Source organism: Mesobacillus jeotgali (assembly GCF_900166585.1).
Classification (GTDB): domain Bacteria; phylum Bacillota; class Bacilli; order Bacillales; family Cytobacillaceae; genus Mesobacillus; species Mesobacillus jeotgali_A.
In genome coordinates this window covers 81,724-101,174 of record NZ_FVZC01000007.1, presented here as the reverse complement: position 1 = coordinate 101,174, position 19,451 = coordinate 81,724, and the positions used below count along the sequence as shown (strand labels likewise).

Sequence of the window (19,451 nt, the reverse complement as noted above, 5' to 3'; positions counted from 1 at the left end):
TGCCAAATCCCAAAATTAAAAGCATATTTCTCCTGCTCCTTTTACACTTATACCATGTATCGGCACTTTTTATCAAACTGATCGCTGGTGGTAATTTTAACTTCAAATACTCTGTACAACCTATATCATTCCACAGTGCTAGATAAAATAAAAATAATTGCCAGGAGGCTTGTATTCCATATCCAGATTAGAAGAGGTTTCACATCTTTATCCCTTTACATAAAATGTGAAGAAAATCTTTTACAGGAGGGATCACCATGCCCACCATCAGTCTCTGCATGATTGTTAAAAATGAAGAAGAAGTATTGGAGAACTGCCTCAAAAGTGTACAGGAAATCTGTGATGAAATCGTCATCGTCGATACTGGTTCGACTGATAAGACCAAGGAAATAGCCAGGCAGTATACGGATAAAGTACTGGATTTTGAGTGGATTGACGACTTTTCTGCTGCCCGGAATTTTGCCTTCAGCAACGCCACGATGGAGTATATCCTCTGGCTCGATGCCGACGATATTCTGCTGCCGGCTGACCAGCAAAAGTTCAAAAAGCTGAAAACCTCCCTGAAAAAGGATGTTGATGCTGTCTCGATGATCTATGTCATCCTCAGGGATGAGTTCGGGAATCCAACTTTCCATTACAGAAGGAACCGCCTGGTAAAGAGGAGCAAGAACTTCAAATGGATCGGACCTGTACATGAATATCTTGATGTGAGCGGCAATATTTTATCCTCTGATATATCAGTCGAGCATAAAAAGGATGAAAAACAATCGACCGGCCACTCCTCTGACAGGAATCTAAGAATCTATGAAAAGCGGCTAAAAAGAGGCGAGGAGTTTTCCCCAAGGGATTTGTACTATTATGCCAATGAGCTGCGTGATCATAAGCAATATGAAAAAGCGATCATTTATTATAACGAGTTTCTTGGAGGCAAAAAGGGCTGGGTCGAGGACAACATAAGAGCATGTTTGAATCTGGCGGATTGCCATGTGCATAGAGGCGAAAAAGACGAAGAAATGGATGCTTTACTGAAGTCACTTTCTTTCGACGTACCCCGCCCTGAACCGAGCTGCCGGATCGGCGATATCTTCAAGGCTAAAAAGGATTATCAAACAGCTATTTTTTGGTATACAACCGCTATGCAGATGAATAAGGACACAGCCGGCTTCCAGAATCAGGCGTATTCCACCTGGTATCCGAATCTTCAGCTATGCGTGTGCCACTGGGAATTAGGCAATGTAGAAAAATCGATTGAACACAATCAGAATGCTAAAAAATATCGGCCGGATGACTTGCAGGTTTTGTTCAATGAGAGATTTTTTAATGATTTCATGAAAAAGAAGAGCAAGAAATAAGAGGAAAACCTGCTGATTTCCTCTTTTCTCTTGCTATTTATTTGTTTTGTCCGCGATTAACTCCAATATCAAGATACTGTATGGCCTGCTTATCCAGTGCTGCAATTTTGTATGAATCTATATTCATATTGGTAGGCCTGAAGAATGAATAATTCGATTTCTTCCGCCTGATGTTTATACAAGGATGAATTGTCCGCCAAAATAGGCCATGCAACTTTGCACATCCTTGTAACCCAATATATATAGATAGCATATTCATAAAAATATTGAACTTTTGAACTCTAATCACATACATGGACTCAAAAGGAGGAGCTGAAACTGAAAAAAATATTATATATAGGCTGGATTGGTTACAAAAATCTGGGTGATGAATTAATGCTTGATTTGTTCAAAGAATGCCTTCTTCCTTTAGGGAAGGATTATAGATTGGATGTGGTCAATAATGAAGCAGTATATTTAGAGAATTATCCGCTTGGCGGATACGACCTTATTGTTCTTGGGGGCGGATCCATTATCAGTGCTCCACATCAAATAGTAAATCCAGTAGTTGTCAATACATTATATAAAGCAATCAAGCTAAAAAAGAAAATCATGATCTGGGGTTCAGGAACTGATTGGGTACCTCAAAAATATTTACTTCAATTACAAAATAAAAAAGAACTGAATCTGGCAGTAAATAAAAACTTAATCGAGATGCTGAATGAGGTACTCGCAGAAAGTGTTTGGACAGGAGTTAGAGGTCCATTAACCATTCAACTGCTTAAAAATCTTGGAGCAGACATAGACAATATTCATTTAAGTGGAGATCCCGGGTTTCTTTTACAACCAGGGCAATCCGGACATATTCATCACCCGTTTTTAATGGATCAATCAAAAAAAGTAATTGGCTTAAACTGGGGAACTGCCGGCAGTAACATCTACGGTAATGATGAAATGAATGTCGAAAACCAATTAGCCAATGCATTGAAATCTTTGATTCAAACTGGCTACAAGGTTTATATGTTTGTTGTCTGGCAAAATGATATCCTTCCCTCTGAAAGACTCTACAATAAAGTAAATGATTCTCAAAATGTTTTTTTAGATAAGAAGCTTTATAACCAGGAAGAAATGATGAATCTCATTGGTCATTTTACCTTTACATTAAACTACAAATTACACGCAAATTATCTTTCTTTAGCCTCGAAAATCCCCTTTATAGCAATCGGTTACCGTTTTAAAATTTTTGATTTTGTTAAGTCAGTAGACCTCGAGGAGTTCATCATTCCCACTGATTCAGATGAGATTAATGATGACATAATGAAATTAGAAAAAATCATTTCAACAAATAGGAACGAAATAGTTAATAAAATGATTTCGAAACAAAATGATTACAGAAAAATCTTAAGTGTGCCTTTCGAGAATAAATTATACATTTAAAGATAGGAATGTTAACTATGAAGAAACTTAAGATCTTGTTCCATACAAGGGATGATAGCCGTTATATCGTCCCCGCTTCCCAATATTTCATTAAAGAACTTACTAAAATTACAGAATTAACGGTTTCTCATGATGCTGGCCATATTGAAGATATTATAGCCAAATCAGGTATTAAACCTGATTTCATCTACTTTAACGACTATCTTGAAAATTTATCCCCAGTCGTTACAGGCCTAAAAACACTTAAAATTCCTTTTGCTGTAGGCTTACACGATTTACATTATAGATTCCCTGAAAGGAAGAACACCATCTTAGATGAAAATATAAAATATATTTTCACCTATTATAGAGATAAATTCCTGAGCTGGTATCCAGAATTTGCAAATCACATGATTTGGCTGCCTCACCATGTCAATACTGAGATTTTCAAGGATTATCATCTTCCAAAAGACATAGATATGCTGTTAATGGGGTCAACAAGAGCCGAAGTATATCCGTTAAGAGTGAGTATGGTCAATAGGCTTCAACATACTCCTGGATTCGTACATCATACTCATCCCGGCTATCGTAAAGTCGGTGAAAAGGAACAGGGAGTTTATGTCGGAGAATCCTATGCAAAGGAATTGAACAGAGCAAAAATTTGTTTAACATGTGATTCCATCTATAAGTATCCCTTAATGAAGTACTATGAGATTACCGCTGCTAACTCTTTACTATTGGCCCCAGTTTCAGATGAATTAATGGATTTGGGCTTCATACCAGGTGTGAATTTCATTTCAATAAATGAAACGAACTTTGAAGAAAAAGCCTCTTATTATCTTGATCATGAAAACGAAAGAAGGATGATTTCATTAAACGGCATGAAGCTATCGCATCAAAAGCATTCAACTATGAAGAGAGTGTTTGATTTCGTGCATGAAATAAAAAAAATCATTCAACGGGAGTCTGAAAGTTAGAACATTGGGCTGCTCTTATTATGCTTATACACATACCTTTTTTTACATCCTGAATAAAATAATACTAGTGGACAACTACCTAGCTGCAAATCAGCGAGGGCATAAGGATGTGAATAGTTGAGTGAAAAAAATTATTATGTGTTATGGCAAAACCCGTTATACGCCAGGACGTTATTTAGAGGATGGCTTAAGAAATATTGGGGTAACAATAGATTTGTATGAAAAGTCAGTTGATTTTAGCGAAATTAATCTTTCCGACTACGATGCTGTAGTATTTGTAGAAAGTCCCTCAAGGCCTTCAATAAAGGTTAAAAATATTGAGTTAGTAACTATCCCTAAATTTTTTTGGGTACACCATGGAGAAAATCGATTAGATACGAACCTACAATTAGCAAAAAGATATCAGGCAGATGTCGTATTAATGGCTCACTCCCTTCACCTGGCCAAAAAATTCTCTTCACCTGTGCGCTTTTTCCCATTTGGAATGTCAAAGGATATATTTAATTGCAACAAAGAACTAAAGGACAGAAATATAGATATTGCGTCTGTAGGAAGTAATGATGCTGGATTTTATGGAAAACGCAGAATGGCAATCAATACAATTAAAGGGCATTTTTCCTCAAAGTACCGCCTTTCTTTTGATAGGAAAGCCTACCTGCATGACCTTGCCAAGATATATGGCAACTCCAAAATTGTTTATAATCAATCTGCCAATGCAATTAAAAGTATCAATATGCGGTTATTTGAAGGAATGGGCTGCGGGGCGTTAGTATTTTCAGATTATGTCCCTGGTATGGAGAAGCTTTTTATAGAAAATACACATTACGTTTCTTTCAAAGATCAGGATGAATTAATAGAAAAGATGGATTATTATCTAAAAAATACGGAAGAAGCTCAAGTGATTGCAACTGCAGCTTATGAGCATCTATTAAATAACCATACTTATGAACACAGAGCAAATGAGATTATTGAATTGATTGAAGAGCTTGGCAATAACTAAAAAAAGACCCTGGTGCTCTTTATCCATCAAGATAGCACAGGGTCATTTTTTATTCAGAGCCCTATAGATAGAAGTTGTCATGAAAGGGCTTTTCGATTAGAGGGAGAAAATGTTTCAAGTGCTCCTCATAACTACTCAAAATCTGATCTCTATTTTGTTCAATGAAAGATACACGTGCTAAAATTTCAGATTTTAAATCTGGATGGCTCGTTGAGATGACATGGCTTTCCATACCGATGGATTTAGCTAAATCAAATACTTTATATCTATACCCAAGAGCAATGAATGGTACCTTTGCCCCCATTGATAATAGGTTTGGATGAAGTTTGTAGTTAATAGTCAGTGTGCAGGGGGCCAGTTCGGACATTAATTCTTTTTCAGAAAGAAGGCGGGTTATTAATTTTACATTTTTCGAATCGTTTATTCCTTTATAAAGACTCTGACACGAAGCATGGTCTTTATCCCAAACTGAGTAAATGACTATTTTGTATCCCATATCTATCAATAACTTCGCAGTGTCCACAATGTACTGTTTAACAAACTTCTCATTGCTGCCATACAGGTTATTTAATGTGGTACCCCAATTGATCCCTATAAGTTTCTCTTTTTTCTCTTCTTTTGAAACATAATTTAGAAAAAGCCCTGGATCCCCAATGATTTGAATATCCTCACTGTTAACTCCTAGTGAAATGAGTGCTTGCTTTGTTAAAGGTCCTCTAACCCCAGCAAATGATGCCTTTAAAAAAACATATTTTAGAAGTGCAGCTTCTTCATTTGTGAATCTTTGTTTTAACTGAAGATTCGCACCTTCATTCATTTTGTTTAAAGCATTTTCGTTTATTCTATCGATCCCGCTGCCCCAAATAACAACCTTCTTTTTCATATCCAGTGCTTTCTTTAAAATCTTGATATAGTGGGGAGCAATCAATGATCCCCCACCGAGAACAACTGTATCAAATTCATTCACGTTACTTATATCAACCGCTGGGTAGGATGGAATCACCTTAATTTTCTTTTCGAGAAAATGATTTTTTTTACTCAACTCATTAAATATATTCCATAAAAGGTCATCACCCAAATTGTTATAGCCAATCCAGCCTATATAAAGTATTTTTTTCAAAAATAAATCACTCCTCCGGAAAGAAACTAACTCTTTCCCTTTTTTTCACTGGCAAGATAATCGTTGAAAAACTTCTCATTATACAGAACCTGACGATCATGCGGTTTATACTTTTTTGCCAGGTTATTGTGTTCTATGGATTTTTCAATCTCACCTAATTGCCAGTAAACTACACAAAGCTGCAAATGAGGATACCAAGTAGAATATGCCTTCTGCGTAAAACCAAAATCACTTTCGATTTCCACCTCAACAGCCAGGCGATACCAGATCACAGCTTTCTTATATTGATTTTTATTCTTGTAGATATCACCAATCCGACAAGAAACCTCAGGTCTAGGAACATCATAATTCATGGAGGATGTGAGAGCTTTCATTTCTTTTTCATAATCCCCTAATTTCTTATAGCAATCGGCCATATTCAAACAAGCACGTATCTCATCTTCCACCCAGCCTTTTTTTGTCGCTAAAAACTCATGATAATAAATCGTTGCCCTTTGATATTGGCCATGATCCTTTAGCTCATTTGCATAATAATATAAATCTCTCGGAGTGAATTCCTCTCCATTTTTAAGACGTTTTTCATAAATATTCAAATTTCGGTCAGATGAATTCACTTGACGTTTTTTATCAGACTTCCTATGTGTTATGGCAATATCAGCTGGAATAATATTTCCACTCACTTCCAAGTATTCATGTACAGGGCCAATCCACCTGAATTGCTTCGACCTCTTCACCAGCCGGTTTCTTCTGTAGCTAAAGGTCGGTTCGCCATCATCATCAAAATCAATATCATACTTCATGGCAACTCCGTCTATTGCTTCATGTAGCTCTTTTTTCAATTTCTTGAATTCAAGGAAATCTTTCTCTTTAAGTATGTCATCCGCATCTAACCACAGAATGAAATCCATTGATGCTTTGCTAAATGAAAAGTTTCTGGCCGCGGAAAAATCATCAGTCCATTTAAAGTCAAAGACCTTGTCGGTAAACTTCGCAGCAATCTCTTTTGTTCTATCTGTCGACCCAGTATCCACAATAATGATCTCGTCACATATTGGATAAACACTATTTAAACATCCCTCTAATACCTCTTCCTCGTTCCTAACAATCATACAAAGACTTATTGTCTGCATATTCCCACCCTCCGCATTTATGCTTTAAAATCCTCTTTTTTAAAAATTTGTTCTTAGTTCTTGATTCATATCTTCACCTTCTAACAATGTTCTATTGATACATTATGTATCAATATGTTTAAAGGAACGTAACCAATAAATTGTTGTTTGTATAAAAGAATGAAAAAGGCTGTTCCAAGGAGGTTTACTCATAGGACAGCCTTATCTCATTATGGTGTTGGCGGTGGAACAATCAGGTTTGGATTTATATCGGACAGAGCAGCTATGTGGCAAGTTGAGAGAACTCTGACATCATTGCCACTTTGGATTTTCACTAATCCTTCTTCGATTTCAAGAATGGAGAAGTTCTGTAAGTTACCAAAATCACCAGAACCCTCGGTTAAAAAGTCTGCAGTTGCCGGCCTTGCCTGGATCAATTCCAGAATGTCTCTTGTCGCTTGTTCACAGCACTCACAGAAGCCGCCTTCTTCATCTTCAGATGATGGCAATGGTGTTGTAAATAAGGCAGAAGTAGTGTTTCCTCCTAGTCCGACAATCTTACAAATCGGTATTGCTGCATCCCCGCCATTGACGATCACATAATCACCAACAACTCTACTTATGGTTGCATTGGAGAAACCACCCTGAGCGCTTTGTAAAGTCGTTGCAATATCAATATTCGTGGCGCCTTCTATTGATTCCAGGTATTCTCTCATTCGCTCAACACAGCAATCACATTCTGTTGCAGGCATTGGCCCCGTTGGTCCGGTTGGTCCTGTTGGTCCCGTTGGTCCTGTTGGCCCTGTCGGTCCTGTTGGTCCGGTTGGTCCTGTTGGCCCTGTTGGTCCTGTTGGTCCGGTTGGTCCCGTTGGTCCTGTTGGTCCCGTTGGTCCTGTTGGTCCCGTTGGTCCGGTTGGCCCCGTTGGTCCGGTTGGTCCGGTTGGCCCTGTTGTTGGTCCGGTTGGTCCGGTTGGCCCCGTTGGTCCGGTTGGTCCTGTTGGTCCGGTCGGTCCTGTTGGTCCAGTCGGTCCCGTTGGTCCTGTTGGTCCGGTCGGTCCTGTTGGTCCAGTCGGTCCCGTTGGTCCTGTTGGTCCGGTCGGTCCTGTTGGTCCAGTCGGTCCCGTTGGCCCCGTTGGTCCTGTTGGCCCCGTTGGTCCTGTTGGTCCTGTCGGTCCCGTTGGTCCTGTTGGTCCAGTCGGTGCCGTTGGTCCCGTTGGCCCTGTTGGTCCTGTTGGTCCCGTTGGTCCGGTTGGTCCGGTCGGTCCCGTTGGTCCTGTTGGCCCCGTTGGTCCCGTTGGTCCTGTTGGTCCTGTTGGTCCTGTTGGTCCTGTTGGTCCTGTTGGTCCGGTCGGTCCTGTTGGTCCAGTCGGTCCCGTTGGTCCTGTTGGTCCTGTTGGCCCCGTTGGTCCGGTCGGTCCCGTCGGTCCTGTTGGTCCTGTTGGTCCTGTTGGCCCCGTTGGTCCGGTAGGTCCCGTTGGCCCTGTTGGTCCTGTTGGCCCCGTTGCTCCGGTTCCTCCGGTTGGTCCAGTTGGCCCGGTCGGCCCGGTCGGTCCGGTCGGTCCCGTTGGCCCCGTTGCTCCGGTTCCACCGGTTGGTCCAGTTGGTCCGGTCGGCCCGGTCGGTCCGGTCGGTCCCGTTGGCCCCGTTGCTCCTCCACCAATTGGGACTTGTTGATTCTGAAGAAGCTTGATTGTAAACTTGACGATCATCTTTTCCACGATGTTCCTAAAGGTTCCTTCGGATAATGCGCCCTCTTCTAATGGTACCCTGTCTGTTGCTTCATCCCACTCTATGATTCGGCTGGACACCAAGTCACAGTATGGAATTTCATTATAGTGCTGGGTACTATCTTGATGATATTGTGAAAGGTCGCTCGTTAGCAGTTCATCTTTTTCAGGAAACCCTTCAGGTAAAGGTTTGGCAACCAAAAAATCAAATTCACTGCGCTGGTTAAATTGGACGTCCAATGGACGAGTAATAAACTCCCTAATTGGAGTAGTACACTCAAAAGGAACTTTCACGGTAAACGATCGAATATTTGAGTCTATAGATTTCCGAGTCCATCCCTTGGGTGCAGCATATCTGATATTTTTTTCTACATATCCTTTTATGAATAGCTGATTGGTTGGCACCAGCAGACGACATTGAACAAGGACTACCCGTTTCTTTATATCCTTGATTTCAAGTACATCCTCTGGAAATGTAATGTTTGCTGTAACCGGGGTACTCACTTCAATCTCAGCTAAGACTACTGGTATCTTGCCTACTCTTGCATCAAAATTCACATCTGGCTCTATGTTCCTATTTGAACAATTTCCAATACTAGCCGAATGTTCCTTATCGTGATTCTCTTTTTCTCTCAATAACCTCACTCCCTTATTTTTTATTGAGAACACAATATATTATGGGAAATTCTCCACAGAGGATTGGACTATTTGTCTAAAAGCCTGAAGCTTGGGGAAATTCCACATTTGCCTTAGAACAAAGATGCAGGTGAAAATTTTTAAAGGGGTTAAGGATATTAATATATTGTTACTGGGCAGGACCTCGGTTCTATCAAATGTACCCTTTGGATAATCCTTATACATTTATCTCGTCAACTAAAAAAGAACAAACTGATTTCCTCTTGGAAACTTGATTTTTAATGTACTCACCATTCGGTGAAATAAGAAAAGAACCTATCTCGTTAAGCTTTATAAGAAAAAATTCCCAAAATTAAATTGACAGTTTTAGTGTACTAACCATATAATACACATTAAGTGTATGAACCAATTAATACACACACTTAAAATGACACTGTTTCTTATTAGGTCGTATAGGAGTTGTTTCAATGACTGTAAATTTTAATAATCGGGATCCCGTCTATTTACAGATAGTTCGATATTTTAAGGAACAAATCGTAAATGGAGCATTAGAGCCTGGAGAAGAAATCCCATCAAGACGTGAACTGGCAACTAGAATGAAAGTGAATCCTAACACGGCTCAACGTGCGTATAAGGAAATGGAGGAACAGGGTTTGATTTATACGGAAAAGAATCATCCAAGCAAGATCACCACGGATACACAAGTTTTAGGAAATGTAAGAAATGAGCTGCTCGTTGAGGCAGTTGATATGTTTGTGACTTCTGTTCGTTCGATCAATGTACCAGTTGAGGAGCTTCTTAACCTGGTTAGGGAAAAATACAAAGCTAATGGGGAGAAGGAGGATTAAACATGATTGAAGTAAAAGCGGTTGAAAAGAGTTATGGACGCAAGAAAATATTAAAAGGCGTTTCTTTTACAGCAAATAAAGGGGAAATCACTTGTTTAATTGGAATAAATGGAGTTGGTAAAACGACGATCCTAAATGCCATTATGGCCCTTACTCCAATAAATAAAGGACAGATTCTAATAGACGGAAAACAGTTAGATAAACATACTTTCGAAAAAGTCGCCTTTATCCCTGATGCCATTACTATGCTTCCTAACATGACGATCTCTGAGGCGATGGAGTTCATGAAGGACTTTTACTCTTGTTGGAATGATAAACGTGCCACTGAACTACTTGATTTTTTCAGATTAAACCAGAGCGATCGAATTTCTTCCCTCTCAAAGGGAAATACAGCAAAGGTGAATTTGCTTCTAGGTTTAGCATTAGATGTGGATTATGTATTAATGGATGAGCCGTTCTCAGGAATTGACATATTCAGCCGAGAGGAAATTGCCAATGTGTTTACAAGTCATTTAATTGAAAATCGCGGTGTCATTATTACAACCCATGAAGTAGGAGACATTGAACATTTAATAGATAAAGTTGTCCTGCTGGATAATGGAATCGTGACCAAGGAATTTAGTGCAGAAGAAGCACGAGAAATCGAAGGAAAGTCTGTCATTGATGTAATGAGAGAGGTGTATCAGAGATGAATAATTTTTTCAAATTAGTTAATTTGGAATTTAACCGCGTTTCTAAGCTATTTGCTGTTTTACTAAGCTTAACATTTATTATTCAGATCACAGGTGTGATTGTGGAATCAAAGAGCTACTTAAACATGGTTAATGAAAAGATTTTTGAAGAATTAGTGCCAAAAGCTCAGTTCCTGGAATCTTTCGGTCAAATGAGTTTCTTACAAATCGTAAGAAGTGCATGGTTTTTAGGTCCAATAGCAATATGTATCGCTGGTGTCGGTTTTTACATCTTTCTCATTTGGTATCGTGATTGGTTAGGAAAAAATACATTCATTTACCGATTATTAATGCTTCCAACCACAAGATTGAATGTCTTTTATGCAAAAGCCACTACTATTCTAGTCATGACATTAGGCTTAGTCGCCTCTCAACTCATTTTACTGCCGGTGCAGATATTCGTAATGAACATCATGGTCCCAGAAGAATTCAGAAGGGATATGGGTGTAAGCGAAATTTTAACCAATTTGCCTGAGTTATCGATTATTATTCCAGGCAGCTTCGCAGAACTGCTTCTATATTATGGTGCAGGTTTGTTGGTGGTTGCTGTTATATTTACCGCGATTTTAATGGAAAGAAGTTTCCGGTGGAAAGGGATTATTGGGGGGCTAATATATATTGCCATTGCAGCAACGATCTTTATTTCACCATTACTTTTACAAGCATTTGTTCTTAATGGTTTTTTCTATCCGATTGAATTACTGGTACTTGAAATCATTACCGGTTTGATTATACTTGCGGCATCTATTTGGATGAGCAGATTCCTATTAACGAGAAAGATTACGGTATAAGGGGTGTTTTTTTACATGAAGAAATACTGGAAAATCATAACGATCACTGCTGTTATAGTGCTTAGCCTTGGAACTTTCTATGTTAACTCCACTTTGTCAGCGGAATCCAACCCGGAGTTCATTATCAAAACAATAAGCGGGAATGCAGAAGAAATAAAGCCATTGATATTACAAGGCTCGTATACAGATACTTCTTCTAATAGTTACGTTAATACAAACTTATCCATCACAGCAAAGGGATCTACATACCAAAATCGTTCATTTCTAGACCAGATTATCGGACAGCCTCCAGCCGTAATCAAGGATTTTCAAGAAAAATATCGTACCTTCATGCGTGGTAAAGACCCATTTGTTACCTGTTTCTTTGAGAACGAGGAGTTTCTGGCTTACGCAAATGTAGATTATAAAATAGATTCGTTAAGATCAAGTGACTTTAAGTTTGATATCTCAGTGTTAAACAAAGAGGATGGTAAAATTGAATCCTTTATGATAGAAGTTCCAGATAGCGAGGAACTCGAGTATATTTCTGTGGATGATGTACAGAAGGTTGAGGGTAAGTTATACCTTATTACCAGAAATACGATGAGAAATAATGAGAATTTCTCTGAAGGAGAACATATCTATACGATTAATTTAGCTAATCGAAAAATAAGTGACCATGAAGACATCATTCACAACACAAACGCTCAGATTGATACTCGTACTAACGTACAGCTAATCAGTACCGACCCGATAAAAGCGAATGAGCATCTGATTCTCGTAAAAACGGAACTAAAGGTGATTGAAGAAACAGAATCTATAAGAGAAGAAATTTTAAACCAAGAAATCATTTCCTACAATTTAGCAACAAAAGAAAAAGAAATAATCGATGTACCAGAATTGCAATTGGACGAAAATCAACTCAGCTTTTTTGATGGCTCTCAAATTTATTTCACAAGATTAAATGAGCAAGAACTTCTTGTAACTCCTTATAGTTTAATAGAGGATAAGATTGGTAAAGCCTATAGTATTCAACTATCAGGTGAGAATGGGGATATGGGTGGTCATATGACTGCTATAAAAGATGGTAAGCTCTATATTGCTTCCTCCCAATTAAGTCCAAACTTAAAAATAAATGCAGATGTGGTTGTTGCGGATGTAAATACCGGTGAAACACTTTTTAGAGGCCAAATAACTTTAAAAGATTCATCGAAAGAAGCAAGGCGGTTCGATTTATATTTACATGAAATTTATGTGAAATAATATATTTGTTCTCTCCTTCTGGGATGGAATTCTAACAGGCATGGGGACGGTTTTTCCGTCTCAATCTCGAGATACAAATATCACTTCAAATAATGAAATCTCTTCTGCTAAAAGAGCCTTATCCACCATACCAAAGGATAAGGCTCTCCTATAATTCAAGACCATTTTCGCGCGCCGTCATACCAAGGATAGATCCTTTAGGACCCTCTTTACATATATGGGGTGGCTTTTACTTTAAGTTATACGCAGTTCTCTGTTAGTTTGTCTTATTATATATTCGCTTCATAATGTTCTTCATTAAGTCTCACTACTTCAAGTTCTTTTATATTCTCAGTCAATTTCAATGCTAAACTTTCGATTCCAAAGAATTCTGTGAAAGTATGACTCCCAATGATAAGATTGATCCCTTTTAACTGAGCATATTGAATCGTATACAAATTACATTCACCTGTTATGTAGACATCGCACTTATTTTCAACTGCTTCTTTAAGGCAAGCGGTTGGTGCTCCGTTACCACAGACTAAGCCCACTCGCTTTACCTTATGGCCATTAAACCGCCAGTATTTAACTGGTTCTTCAAGCAGGTTCTCCATATTCTTTACTAAATCATTTAATTCGATTTCTTCTTCATACTCTGCGATTCTGCCAAAAAATAACCCTTCCCATTCGTGGGTTCTTTTAACAATCTTTAAATTCAATTTTGTTAATAAACTATCATTTGTTCCAAAGTTACAATCATCAAGCGGCAAGTGATTATAGTAGTGACTTATACCATATTCTGCTAGTTTTTCGATGCATGCATCTTTTAATCCATATATTTCATCCCATGCATCGTGGTGTGTCACCATCATTTCAACTCCATGCATCCTTGCTTCCTCTATCGTTTCAAGCGTGAGGTTCACACAGTAGCCTAACTTTTTAACCTTTTTATCTGCATGGTATGTAAGCCCAGATTCATCGGAATAGATTTTCTTATTTTTTATATTGAACAGATCATTAATTCTATCAACAATTTGTATAACATCCATTTACTGCCCTCCTGAATTTCATCAGTTTTACGTTCACTTTCATACCTGGTTGCATTAAAAATGATTTTCTCAAGGTTTGTGCCCATTAACCATTTTACCTTACCACACCCATATATTCCCTAATTAGAATGAAATAGATTTCTTCTATTTCCAAATTACCTTGTTCTTTTTTAAAAATAGATTAAAATATTCTATGAGTAATAAGAATTTTCTAAATAGTCAGTTGAATAATTCTGGGAGGCCAAAGCAATGGATCAACAGCTTATTACCTTTGTTACAGTTGCTGAAAAAAAGAATTTTACCCGTTCTGCTGAAGCTCTGCATGTTACTCAATCGGCAGTTACTTTAATAATAAAAGGATTAGAAAAAAAATATGGAGTAAAATTATTTGATCGTACGAATAAATATGTCCGTTTGACGAAGGCTGGAGAAGTTCTGTATCACCATGCCAAAGACATACTTCATAAATATGAACATATGCAAAGATTAATCGACGATTTATCCTTTTCTACGAGTGGTCCATTATTCATAGGATCAAGCTTTACGTTTGGCGAATATCTGCTGCCACGAATCGTTTCAGAATTTAAAACTTCTTATCCGCTCATCACACCCGACATATCCATTCGAAACACCAATCGAATTATTGCCAGACTACTAAGACATGAATTAGATGTTGGAATTGTGGAAGGGAAAATTGAGCAGCATCCAACCCTGATCATCCAGCCTTTTGCACAAGATGAATTGTTGGTCACTGTATCTTCTAATCACCGTTTTGCCTCTAGAGACGAGATTGAATTGGAAGAATTAGCTTCGGAGACCTGGGTCCTGCGTGAGGAGGGTTCGGGGACTAGACAAACGATAGATTCACTCTTTTTAAGGAATGACTTTTCTCCCTTAGCTATCATGTCATTCGGAAGTTCTCAAATTATAAAGGAATCTGTAGAGGCAGGTATGGGGATATCGATTATGTCCAAATATGTCATTCAAAAAGAAATTGCACTGGGGACACTGCACTTATTACGGGTCAAAAACAATCCAATAATTAGAAACTTCTCGTATGTCATCCATAAATCGGATTTTCACACTAAACTCATGGATGTTTTCCTGGATTTCCTTAATAACTATCCTTTCGGTAATCTTTCCCGGATGTTTGATTGTTATCAAAAGAACTAATAGCCTTGGTTTTGTTCAAAAACCAAGGCTAGATCAATTTATTACTAGTTATGCACTTACGTCATTCGATGTACTTAAGTCATTGGATAATCTCATTTCCCTTTTCTCTTCCATTGCTTGAACAACAACAGCGGCAGATGCGTCACCTGTTACATTAACAGATGTCCGAATCATATCCAAAATCCTATCAATACCTGCAATTAATGCAATACCTTCTAAAGGCAGCCCTACAGAAGTTATTACCATCGTACTCATAATCAATCCTGCACCTGGGACTCCAGCAGCACCTATTGATGCAAGAGTTGCGGTTAATACAATCGTTAACATTTGCATCATGGAAAGATCTACTCCAAAGTACTGGGCCACAAATAGCGTAGCAACACCTAAATAAATAGCAGTTCCATCCATATTGATGGTAGCTCCTAAAGGAAGAACGAAACTGCTGACTTTTCTAGATACTCCTAAGTTTTCTTCGGTGCTCTTAATCGTTATAGGCAAAGTTCCTGAGCTGCTTGATGTACTAAATGCTACTAAGCTTGCAGGTGCAATTCCCTTAAAGAATTTAATAGGACTCATATTGGCAAAAGCTTTTACAGAAAAACCATACATCAATGCTGCGTGAAGAATACAGCCTATATAGACAGCAAGAATAACCTTTAAAAGAGGGAGGAGTACGGAGAGCCCGTATTTCCCAACAATCGGTGTTACAAGTCCAAATATTCCAACTGGAGCAAACTTCATAACGATAGCCGTAATTTTATACATCACTTCAGCCAATTCATCAAAGAAGCTATAGAAAGTTTTCGCCTTATCACCTAATATCGTTATGGCTAATCCAAGGAAAATGGCAAAGAAGATAATTTGCAGCATATTTCCTTCTACTAAGGCCTGTATTGGATTAACAGGTACTATGTTTAGAAGTTGTTCAATAATCGTTGGAGCTTCATTAACTTCTACCTTTTCTGCTGATTGTGTGATGTTAAGGCCTTTCCCAGGTGAAAACAGGCTTCCAAAAATTAAACCGACAGTTACCGCAATAGCAGTTGTAATCAAATAGTACGAAAATGCTATTCCGCCCATACGTCCTAGATGCTTGATATCACCTGTGCCCGCAACACCAACTACAAGGGAAGCGAGTACTAAGGGAACAATAATAAATTTGATGAGGCGTAAAAATAAATCTCCCAGAGGCTGTACAATCTCTGCACTTGGACCGGCGAGTACACCAATCACTATTGCAAGAACAAATGCTATTAAAATTTGTGTTAACAGGCCCATTTTTTTCATAAAAATCCCCCTTTTATTGATAAATCTTGAATAGGATAACGGAGTATTACAAGAAACCTATCCTCCTTAAAAACTTATTACCTCCCTCCATGAGTTTCTGAAAGAAGTGTCATGTTGATTTGAAAGCGCATACATAAAAAGCCATTATGTTATATATATAATTCGAAATAGATAAAATATTCAGTTAGTTTAATTTTTAAAAAAAGGTGGGGAATCGTCTATTTGTTTAAGACAATCGTATCCCACTTCCATTTCCGTAAAAGCAATTATCTCAATTTCATTTCTTGTGAATATGGGCCAATAGCATGCTGAAGCCAGGTTGGGTTAAAATGTTTAGATCATCTGACCGGTTCCTCCTGAGAAAAACCGTTTATGTTAACAGTTTGTAATTGGGATTTTTATAAAACTTCCTTTTTCTAAAACAGGTACTTTAACCTGAACAGTATCAGGATACTTAAGGCCTGAGCCTGTATTAAGGGCTACAACAACATCTTCTTCCTTTATCCACCCATTTTCTCTTAGACGGCGAGCTGCAACAAAGGTCGAAGCCCCTTCAGGACAAATAAACGCTCCTTCAAAAGCCGCAATCTTTCTTTGCTCCTCTAAAATCGCCGGGTCCTCGATCGCGATCGCACAACCCTTGGTCTTATAAATAGCGTCAAGAACCAGGAAGTCACCCAAAGCCTTTGGTACATTAATACCAAATGCAATGGTTGTAGAATCCGGCCAAAATTCAGAAACATCCTTCTTTTGCTCCCATGCTTTAACAATTGGGGCACACCCTGCAGCTTGAACAGCCACCAATCTAGGAAGTTCACCTTGTACCCAGCCTAACTCCTGAAGTTCCTTAAGAGCCTTATAGATTCCTATAATCCCTACGCCCCCGCCAGTCGGATACAAAATGACATCAGGCATTTTCCAATTCAATTGCTCAGCAATTTCCAAGCCCATAGTCTTCTTACCTTCGATGCGATAAGGTTCTTTCAAAGTCGATGCATCAAATAATTGATAATCTTTAACAGCTTGTGCAATAATCTTACCTGCGTCACTAATCAAGCCGTCCACCAAAAATAGGTTTGACCCAGATATGGCACATTCGTTTCTAGTAATCTTCGGGGCGTCAATTGGCATCACAATATTTGATTGAATGCCTGCCCTTGCAGCATATAATGCCCATGCCGCTCCAGCGTTGCCGTTTGTAGGCATGGCCAACTCCTGGATTCCCAGCTCTTTAGCTTTGGAAACACCAACGGCCGCCCCCCGAGCTTTAAAGGACCCAGTTGGAATAATCCCTTCATCCTTCATTAAAAGCTTAGGAATTGCCATCTCCTTTCCTAATCGTTGCATCGGCAGTAAAGGAGTCATGCCTTCTCCTAATGACACGACATTTTCTTCGTGACGTATTGGAAGCAGCTCATGGTATCTCCACAAATTTGTTTCTCTGCCAATCAAGTCTTTAGGCGACCAATATTTCTTTAGTTCCTCAAGATCATATTGCACTAATAATGGGGACCCACAAGAGCAAAGCTGGTTTTTATCCGCTGAATTATAACTCTTATTACATTTCGGGCAGTACAAATGAGATAAGTAACTATATTTCATAAATATCCCTCCTCACATTAATAAAATCGGCTTATTTTTGGAAAATTTAGCAAGTGTTGAATCTAAGTTACAATAGCCTTAAAAATTAGTAAAACAACTTATTTTTATTGTGATGATAATAAAAACTAATGGTAAATATCTTAGTAAATTTCCTTTCCTCCTCCCAGTTCGATAATAAGAATTTTAAATAGCTATAATGAAAAATTTCTATTTTATTCCTCCTTGGAACTCTGCTAAGGTTAACTAAACAATTATCCAGGGGGAGAACAATGGAAGCCAAAAAAATATTAGAGGAATTTAAACCAGCCCCTTTCATAACAGAAAAACGAAAGAAATACGTAAGAGACTTAACAAGAGGAATCGTATTAACCGGGGTCCTTGCTGCAGTTGCGGATCAAATTACCAACCTACCATTCTTATCAATAATGGGGATTATGATTATTTCCATTTTGTTAGGAATGTCATGGAGAAGCCTCATGGGACCTCAAACAAGCGCAGATATTGGAATAGGGTTCAGCAGTAAATATCTGTTAAGAACCGGGATCATCTTAATGGGGCTTAGGCTTAATCTTCAGCATATTGTAGAAGCGGGAATGTCGGTGGTCCTCATCGATGTAATTGTAATCACTTTCACTCTTGGCCTAATGATATTTTTAGGAAAGGTTTTCAAAGTTAATCCTCAACTTTCTGCCTTAATTGCTGTTGGAACAGCTGTCTGCGGAGCGGCGGCTATCGTAGCTGTTTCCTCTGTAATCAAAACTAAGAAGGAATATACTGCATTAGCGGTTGCATGTATTGCAATCTTAGGAACTATTGGGTCACTCATGTATATCATTCTTTATCCTCTACTTCCTTTCGAATCAGAAAGTTATGGTGTCTTAGTTGGAGCGACTTTACATGAACTAGCTCATGTCATTGCTGCTGCTGCACCAGGCGGGGGAGCTAGTATGGAGAATGCTCTTTTAACCAAACTTGGTCGCGTAGCTTTGTTAATCCCTGCAGCTCTTTTTTTAGGGTATTTGTTTACAGAAAAGGATCAGAAGACTAGTAATAGTACATCTAGCAAGATAAAGAATCTACCCATCCCCTGGTTTATATTCGGTTTCCTCGCCATGAGTGTTGTGACAACGTTCAGCTTAATATCCTCTAACCTATCCAATTTTTTAATTGAGGTAAGTGTCTATCTTCTTGCGATGGCAATGGCAGGATTAGGATTAGGTATAAATTTCGGTGACTTTAAGAAAGCAGGAATAAAGCCGGTGCTTGTGGGAGTTCTAGGATTCGCAGCATTAGCCGCGATAGGACCTTTGTTGCTTTTATTGTTATAACGTGCCTCACGTTAAAGAATTTAAGAGATATGAAGTACTCAGGAATGAATGCTTCAATTCCTGAGCCGCTTATGACGGAAACTAATTTATAAGAGTTTATACTCT

At 38.6% G+C, this 19,451-nt stretch carries 16 protein-coding genes; 10 read left to right on the top strand and 6 right to left on the bottom strand.

Translation table 11 applies throughout. From position 1 onward, the window contains the following. Positions 1-257 precede the first annotated feature (257 nt). From B5X77_RS01860 to B5X77_RS01845, 4 genes are all read left to right on the top strand, one after another. Positions 258-1,352 carry a glycosyltransferase gene (locus tag B5X77_RS01860; RefSeq protein ID WP_079504540.1) on the top strand — a complete coding sequence of 365 codons (1,095 nt, stop codon included), beginning with the start codon at positions 258-260 and terminating at the stop codon, positions 1,350-1,352. A 312-nt stretch (positions 1,353-1,664) separates the two neighbouring features. Next, complete coding sequence (locus B5X77_RS01855; RefSeq protein ID WP_306807289.1) at positions 1,665-2,768, top strand: polysaccharide pyruvyl transferase family protein; 1,104 nt, start codon at positions 1,665-1,667, stop codon at positions 2,766-2,768. A gap of 17 nt (positions 2,769-2,785) precedes the next feature. Continuing rightward, a complete protein-coding gene (locus tag B5X77_RS01850) occupies positions 2,786-3,724 on the top strand; it encodes a glycosyltransferase (protein ID WP_079504536.1) in 939 nt (312 codons plus the stop codon). A gap of 121 nt (positions 3,725-3,845) precedes the next feature. Continuing rightward, positions 3,846-4,724, top strand: coding sequence for a CgeB family protein (locus B5X77_RS01845; protein ID WP_257391691.1), 879 nt, complete (start codon positions 3,846-3,848; stop codon positions 4,722-4,724). 61 nt (positions 4,725-4,785) lie between these two features. On the opposite strand, the gene B5X77_RS01840 is transcribed toward B5X77_RS01845, so the two are convergent. The 3 genes from B5X77_RS01840 to B5X77_RS23130 all read right to left on the bottom strand — a co-directional run bounded on the left by B5X77_RS01840 (position 4,786) and on the right by B5X77_RS23130 (position 9,316). Then, entirely contained in the window at positions 4,786-5,844 is a 1,059-nt protein-coding gene (locus tag B5X77_RS01840) for a polysaccharide pyruvyl transferase family protein (RefSeq protein ID WP_079504534.1), read from the bottom strand. Between the two features lie 26 nt (positions 5,845-5,870). Then, the gene (locus B5X77_RS01835; RefSeq protein ID WP_079504532.1) at positions 5,871-6,974 is read right to left on the bottom strand and encodes a glycosyltransferase; all 1,104 of its coding nucleotides are present in this window, start codon (positions 6,972-6,974) and stop codon (positions 5,871-5,873) included. 209 nt (positions 6,975-7,183) lie between these two features. After that, on the bottom strand, positions 7,184-9,316 hold the full coding sequence (locus B5X77_RS23130) for a CsxC family protein (RefSeq protein WP_176167198.1): 2,133 nt from the start codon (positions 9,314-9,316) through the stop codon (positions 7,184-7,186). Positions 9,317-9,783: 467 nt separating this feature from the next. On the opposite strand from B5X77_RS23130, the gene B5X77_RS01825 reads away from it, so the two are divergent. Genes B5X77_RS01825 through B5X77_RS01810 form a run of 4 tightly spaced genes read left to right on the top strand, consistent with a single transcriptional unit; the run spans position 9,784 to position 12,928 of the window. Further along, a complete protein-coding gene (locus B5X77_RS01825) occupies positions 9,784-10,164 on the top strand; it encodes a GntR family transcriptional regulator (RefSeq protein WP_079504530.1) in 381 nt (126 codons plus the stop codon). Between the two features lie 2 nt (positions 10,165-10,166). Continuing rightward, positions 10,167-10,856, top strand: coding sequence for an ATP-binding cassette domain-containing protein (locus B5X77_RS01820; RefSeq protein WP_079504528.1), 690 nt, complete (start codon positions 10,167-10,169; stop codon positions 10,854-10,856). After that, positions 10,853-11,686 (top strand): hypothetical protein, encoded by an 834-nt coding sequence (locus tag B5X77_RS01815; RefSeq protein WP_079504526.1) that lies wholly within the window; start codon positions 10,853-10,855, stop codon positions 11,684-11,686. Before B5X77_RS01820 ends, B5X77_RS01815 begins: the two co-directional genes overlap by 4 nt. Before the next feature lie 15 nt (positions 11,687-11,701). Continuing rightward, complete coding sequence (locus B5X77_RS01810) at positions 11,702-12,928, top strand: hypothetical protein (RefSeq protein ID WP_079504524.1); 1,227 nt, start codon at positions 11,702-11,704, stop codon at positions 12,926-12,928. Between the two features lie 269 nt (positions 12,929-13,197). Here B5X77_RS01810 and B5X77_RS01805 read toward each other — a convergent pair whose 3' ends face one another. Next, complete coding sequence (locus B5X77_RS01805) at positions 13,198-13,956, bottom strand: Nif3-like dinuclear metal center hexameric protein (protein WP_079504522.1); 759 nt, start codon at positions 13,954-13,956, stop codon at positions 13,198-13,200. A gap of 249 nt (positions 13,957-14,205) precedes the next feature. Here B5X77_RS01805 and B5X77_RS01800 point away from each other — a divergent pair, with 249 nt between their 5' ends. Beyond that, entirely contained in the window at positions 14,206-15,129 is a 924-nt protein-coding gene (locus tag B5X77_RS01800) for a LysR family transcriptional regulator (RefSeq protein WP_079504520.1), read from the top strand. Positions 15,130-15,177: 48 nt separating this feature from the next. Here the strand turns inward: B5X77_RS01800 and B5X77_RS01795 are convergent, their stop codons facing one another. Both B5X77_RS01795 and B5X77_RS01790 read right to left on the bottom strand, forming a co-directional pair. Next, the gene (locus B5X77_RS01795; protein ID WP_079504518.1) at positions 15,178-16,416 is read right to left on the bottom strand and encodes a dicarboxylate/amino acid:cation symporter; all 1,239 of its coding nucleotides are present in this window, start codon (positions 16,414-16,416) and stop codon (positions 15,178-15,180) included. A 375-nt stretch (positions 16,417-16,791) separates the two neighbouring features. Next, complete coding sequence (locus B5X77_RS01790) at positions 16,792-18,018, bottom strand: threonine synthase (protein WP_079504516.1); 1,227 nt, start codon at positions 18,016-18,018, stop codon at positions 16,792-16,794. Between the two features lie 269 nt (positions 18,019-18,287). On the opposite strand from B5X77_RS01790, the gene B5X77_RS01785 reads away from it, so the two are divergent. Beyond that, positions 18,288-19,346: a YeiH family protein gene (locus B5X77_RS01785; protein ID WP_079504514.1), complete on the top strand. Its 1,059-nt coding sequence runs from the start codon at positions 18,288-18,290 to the stop codon at positions 19,344-19,346. Positions 19,347-19,451: the final 105 nt, after the last annotated feature.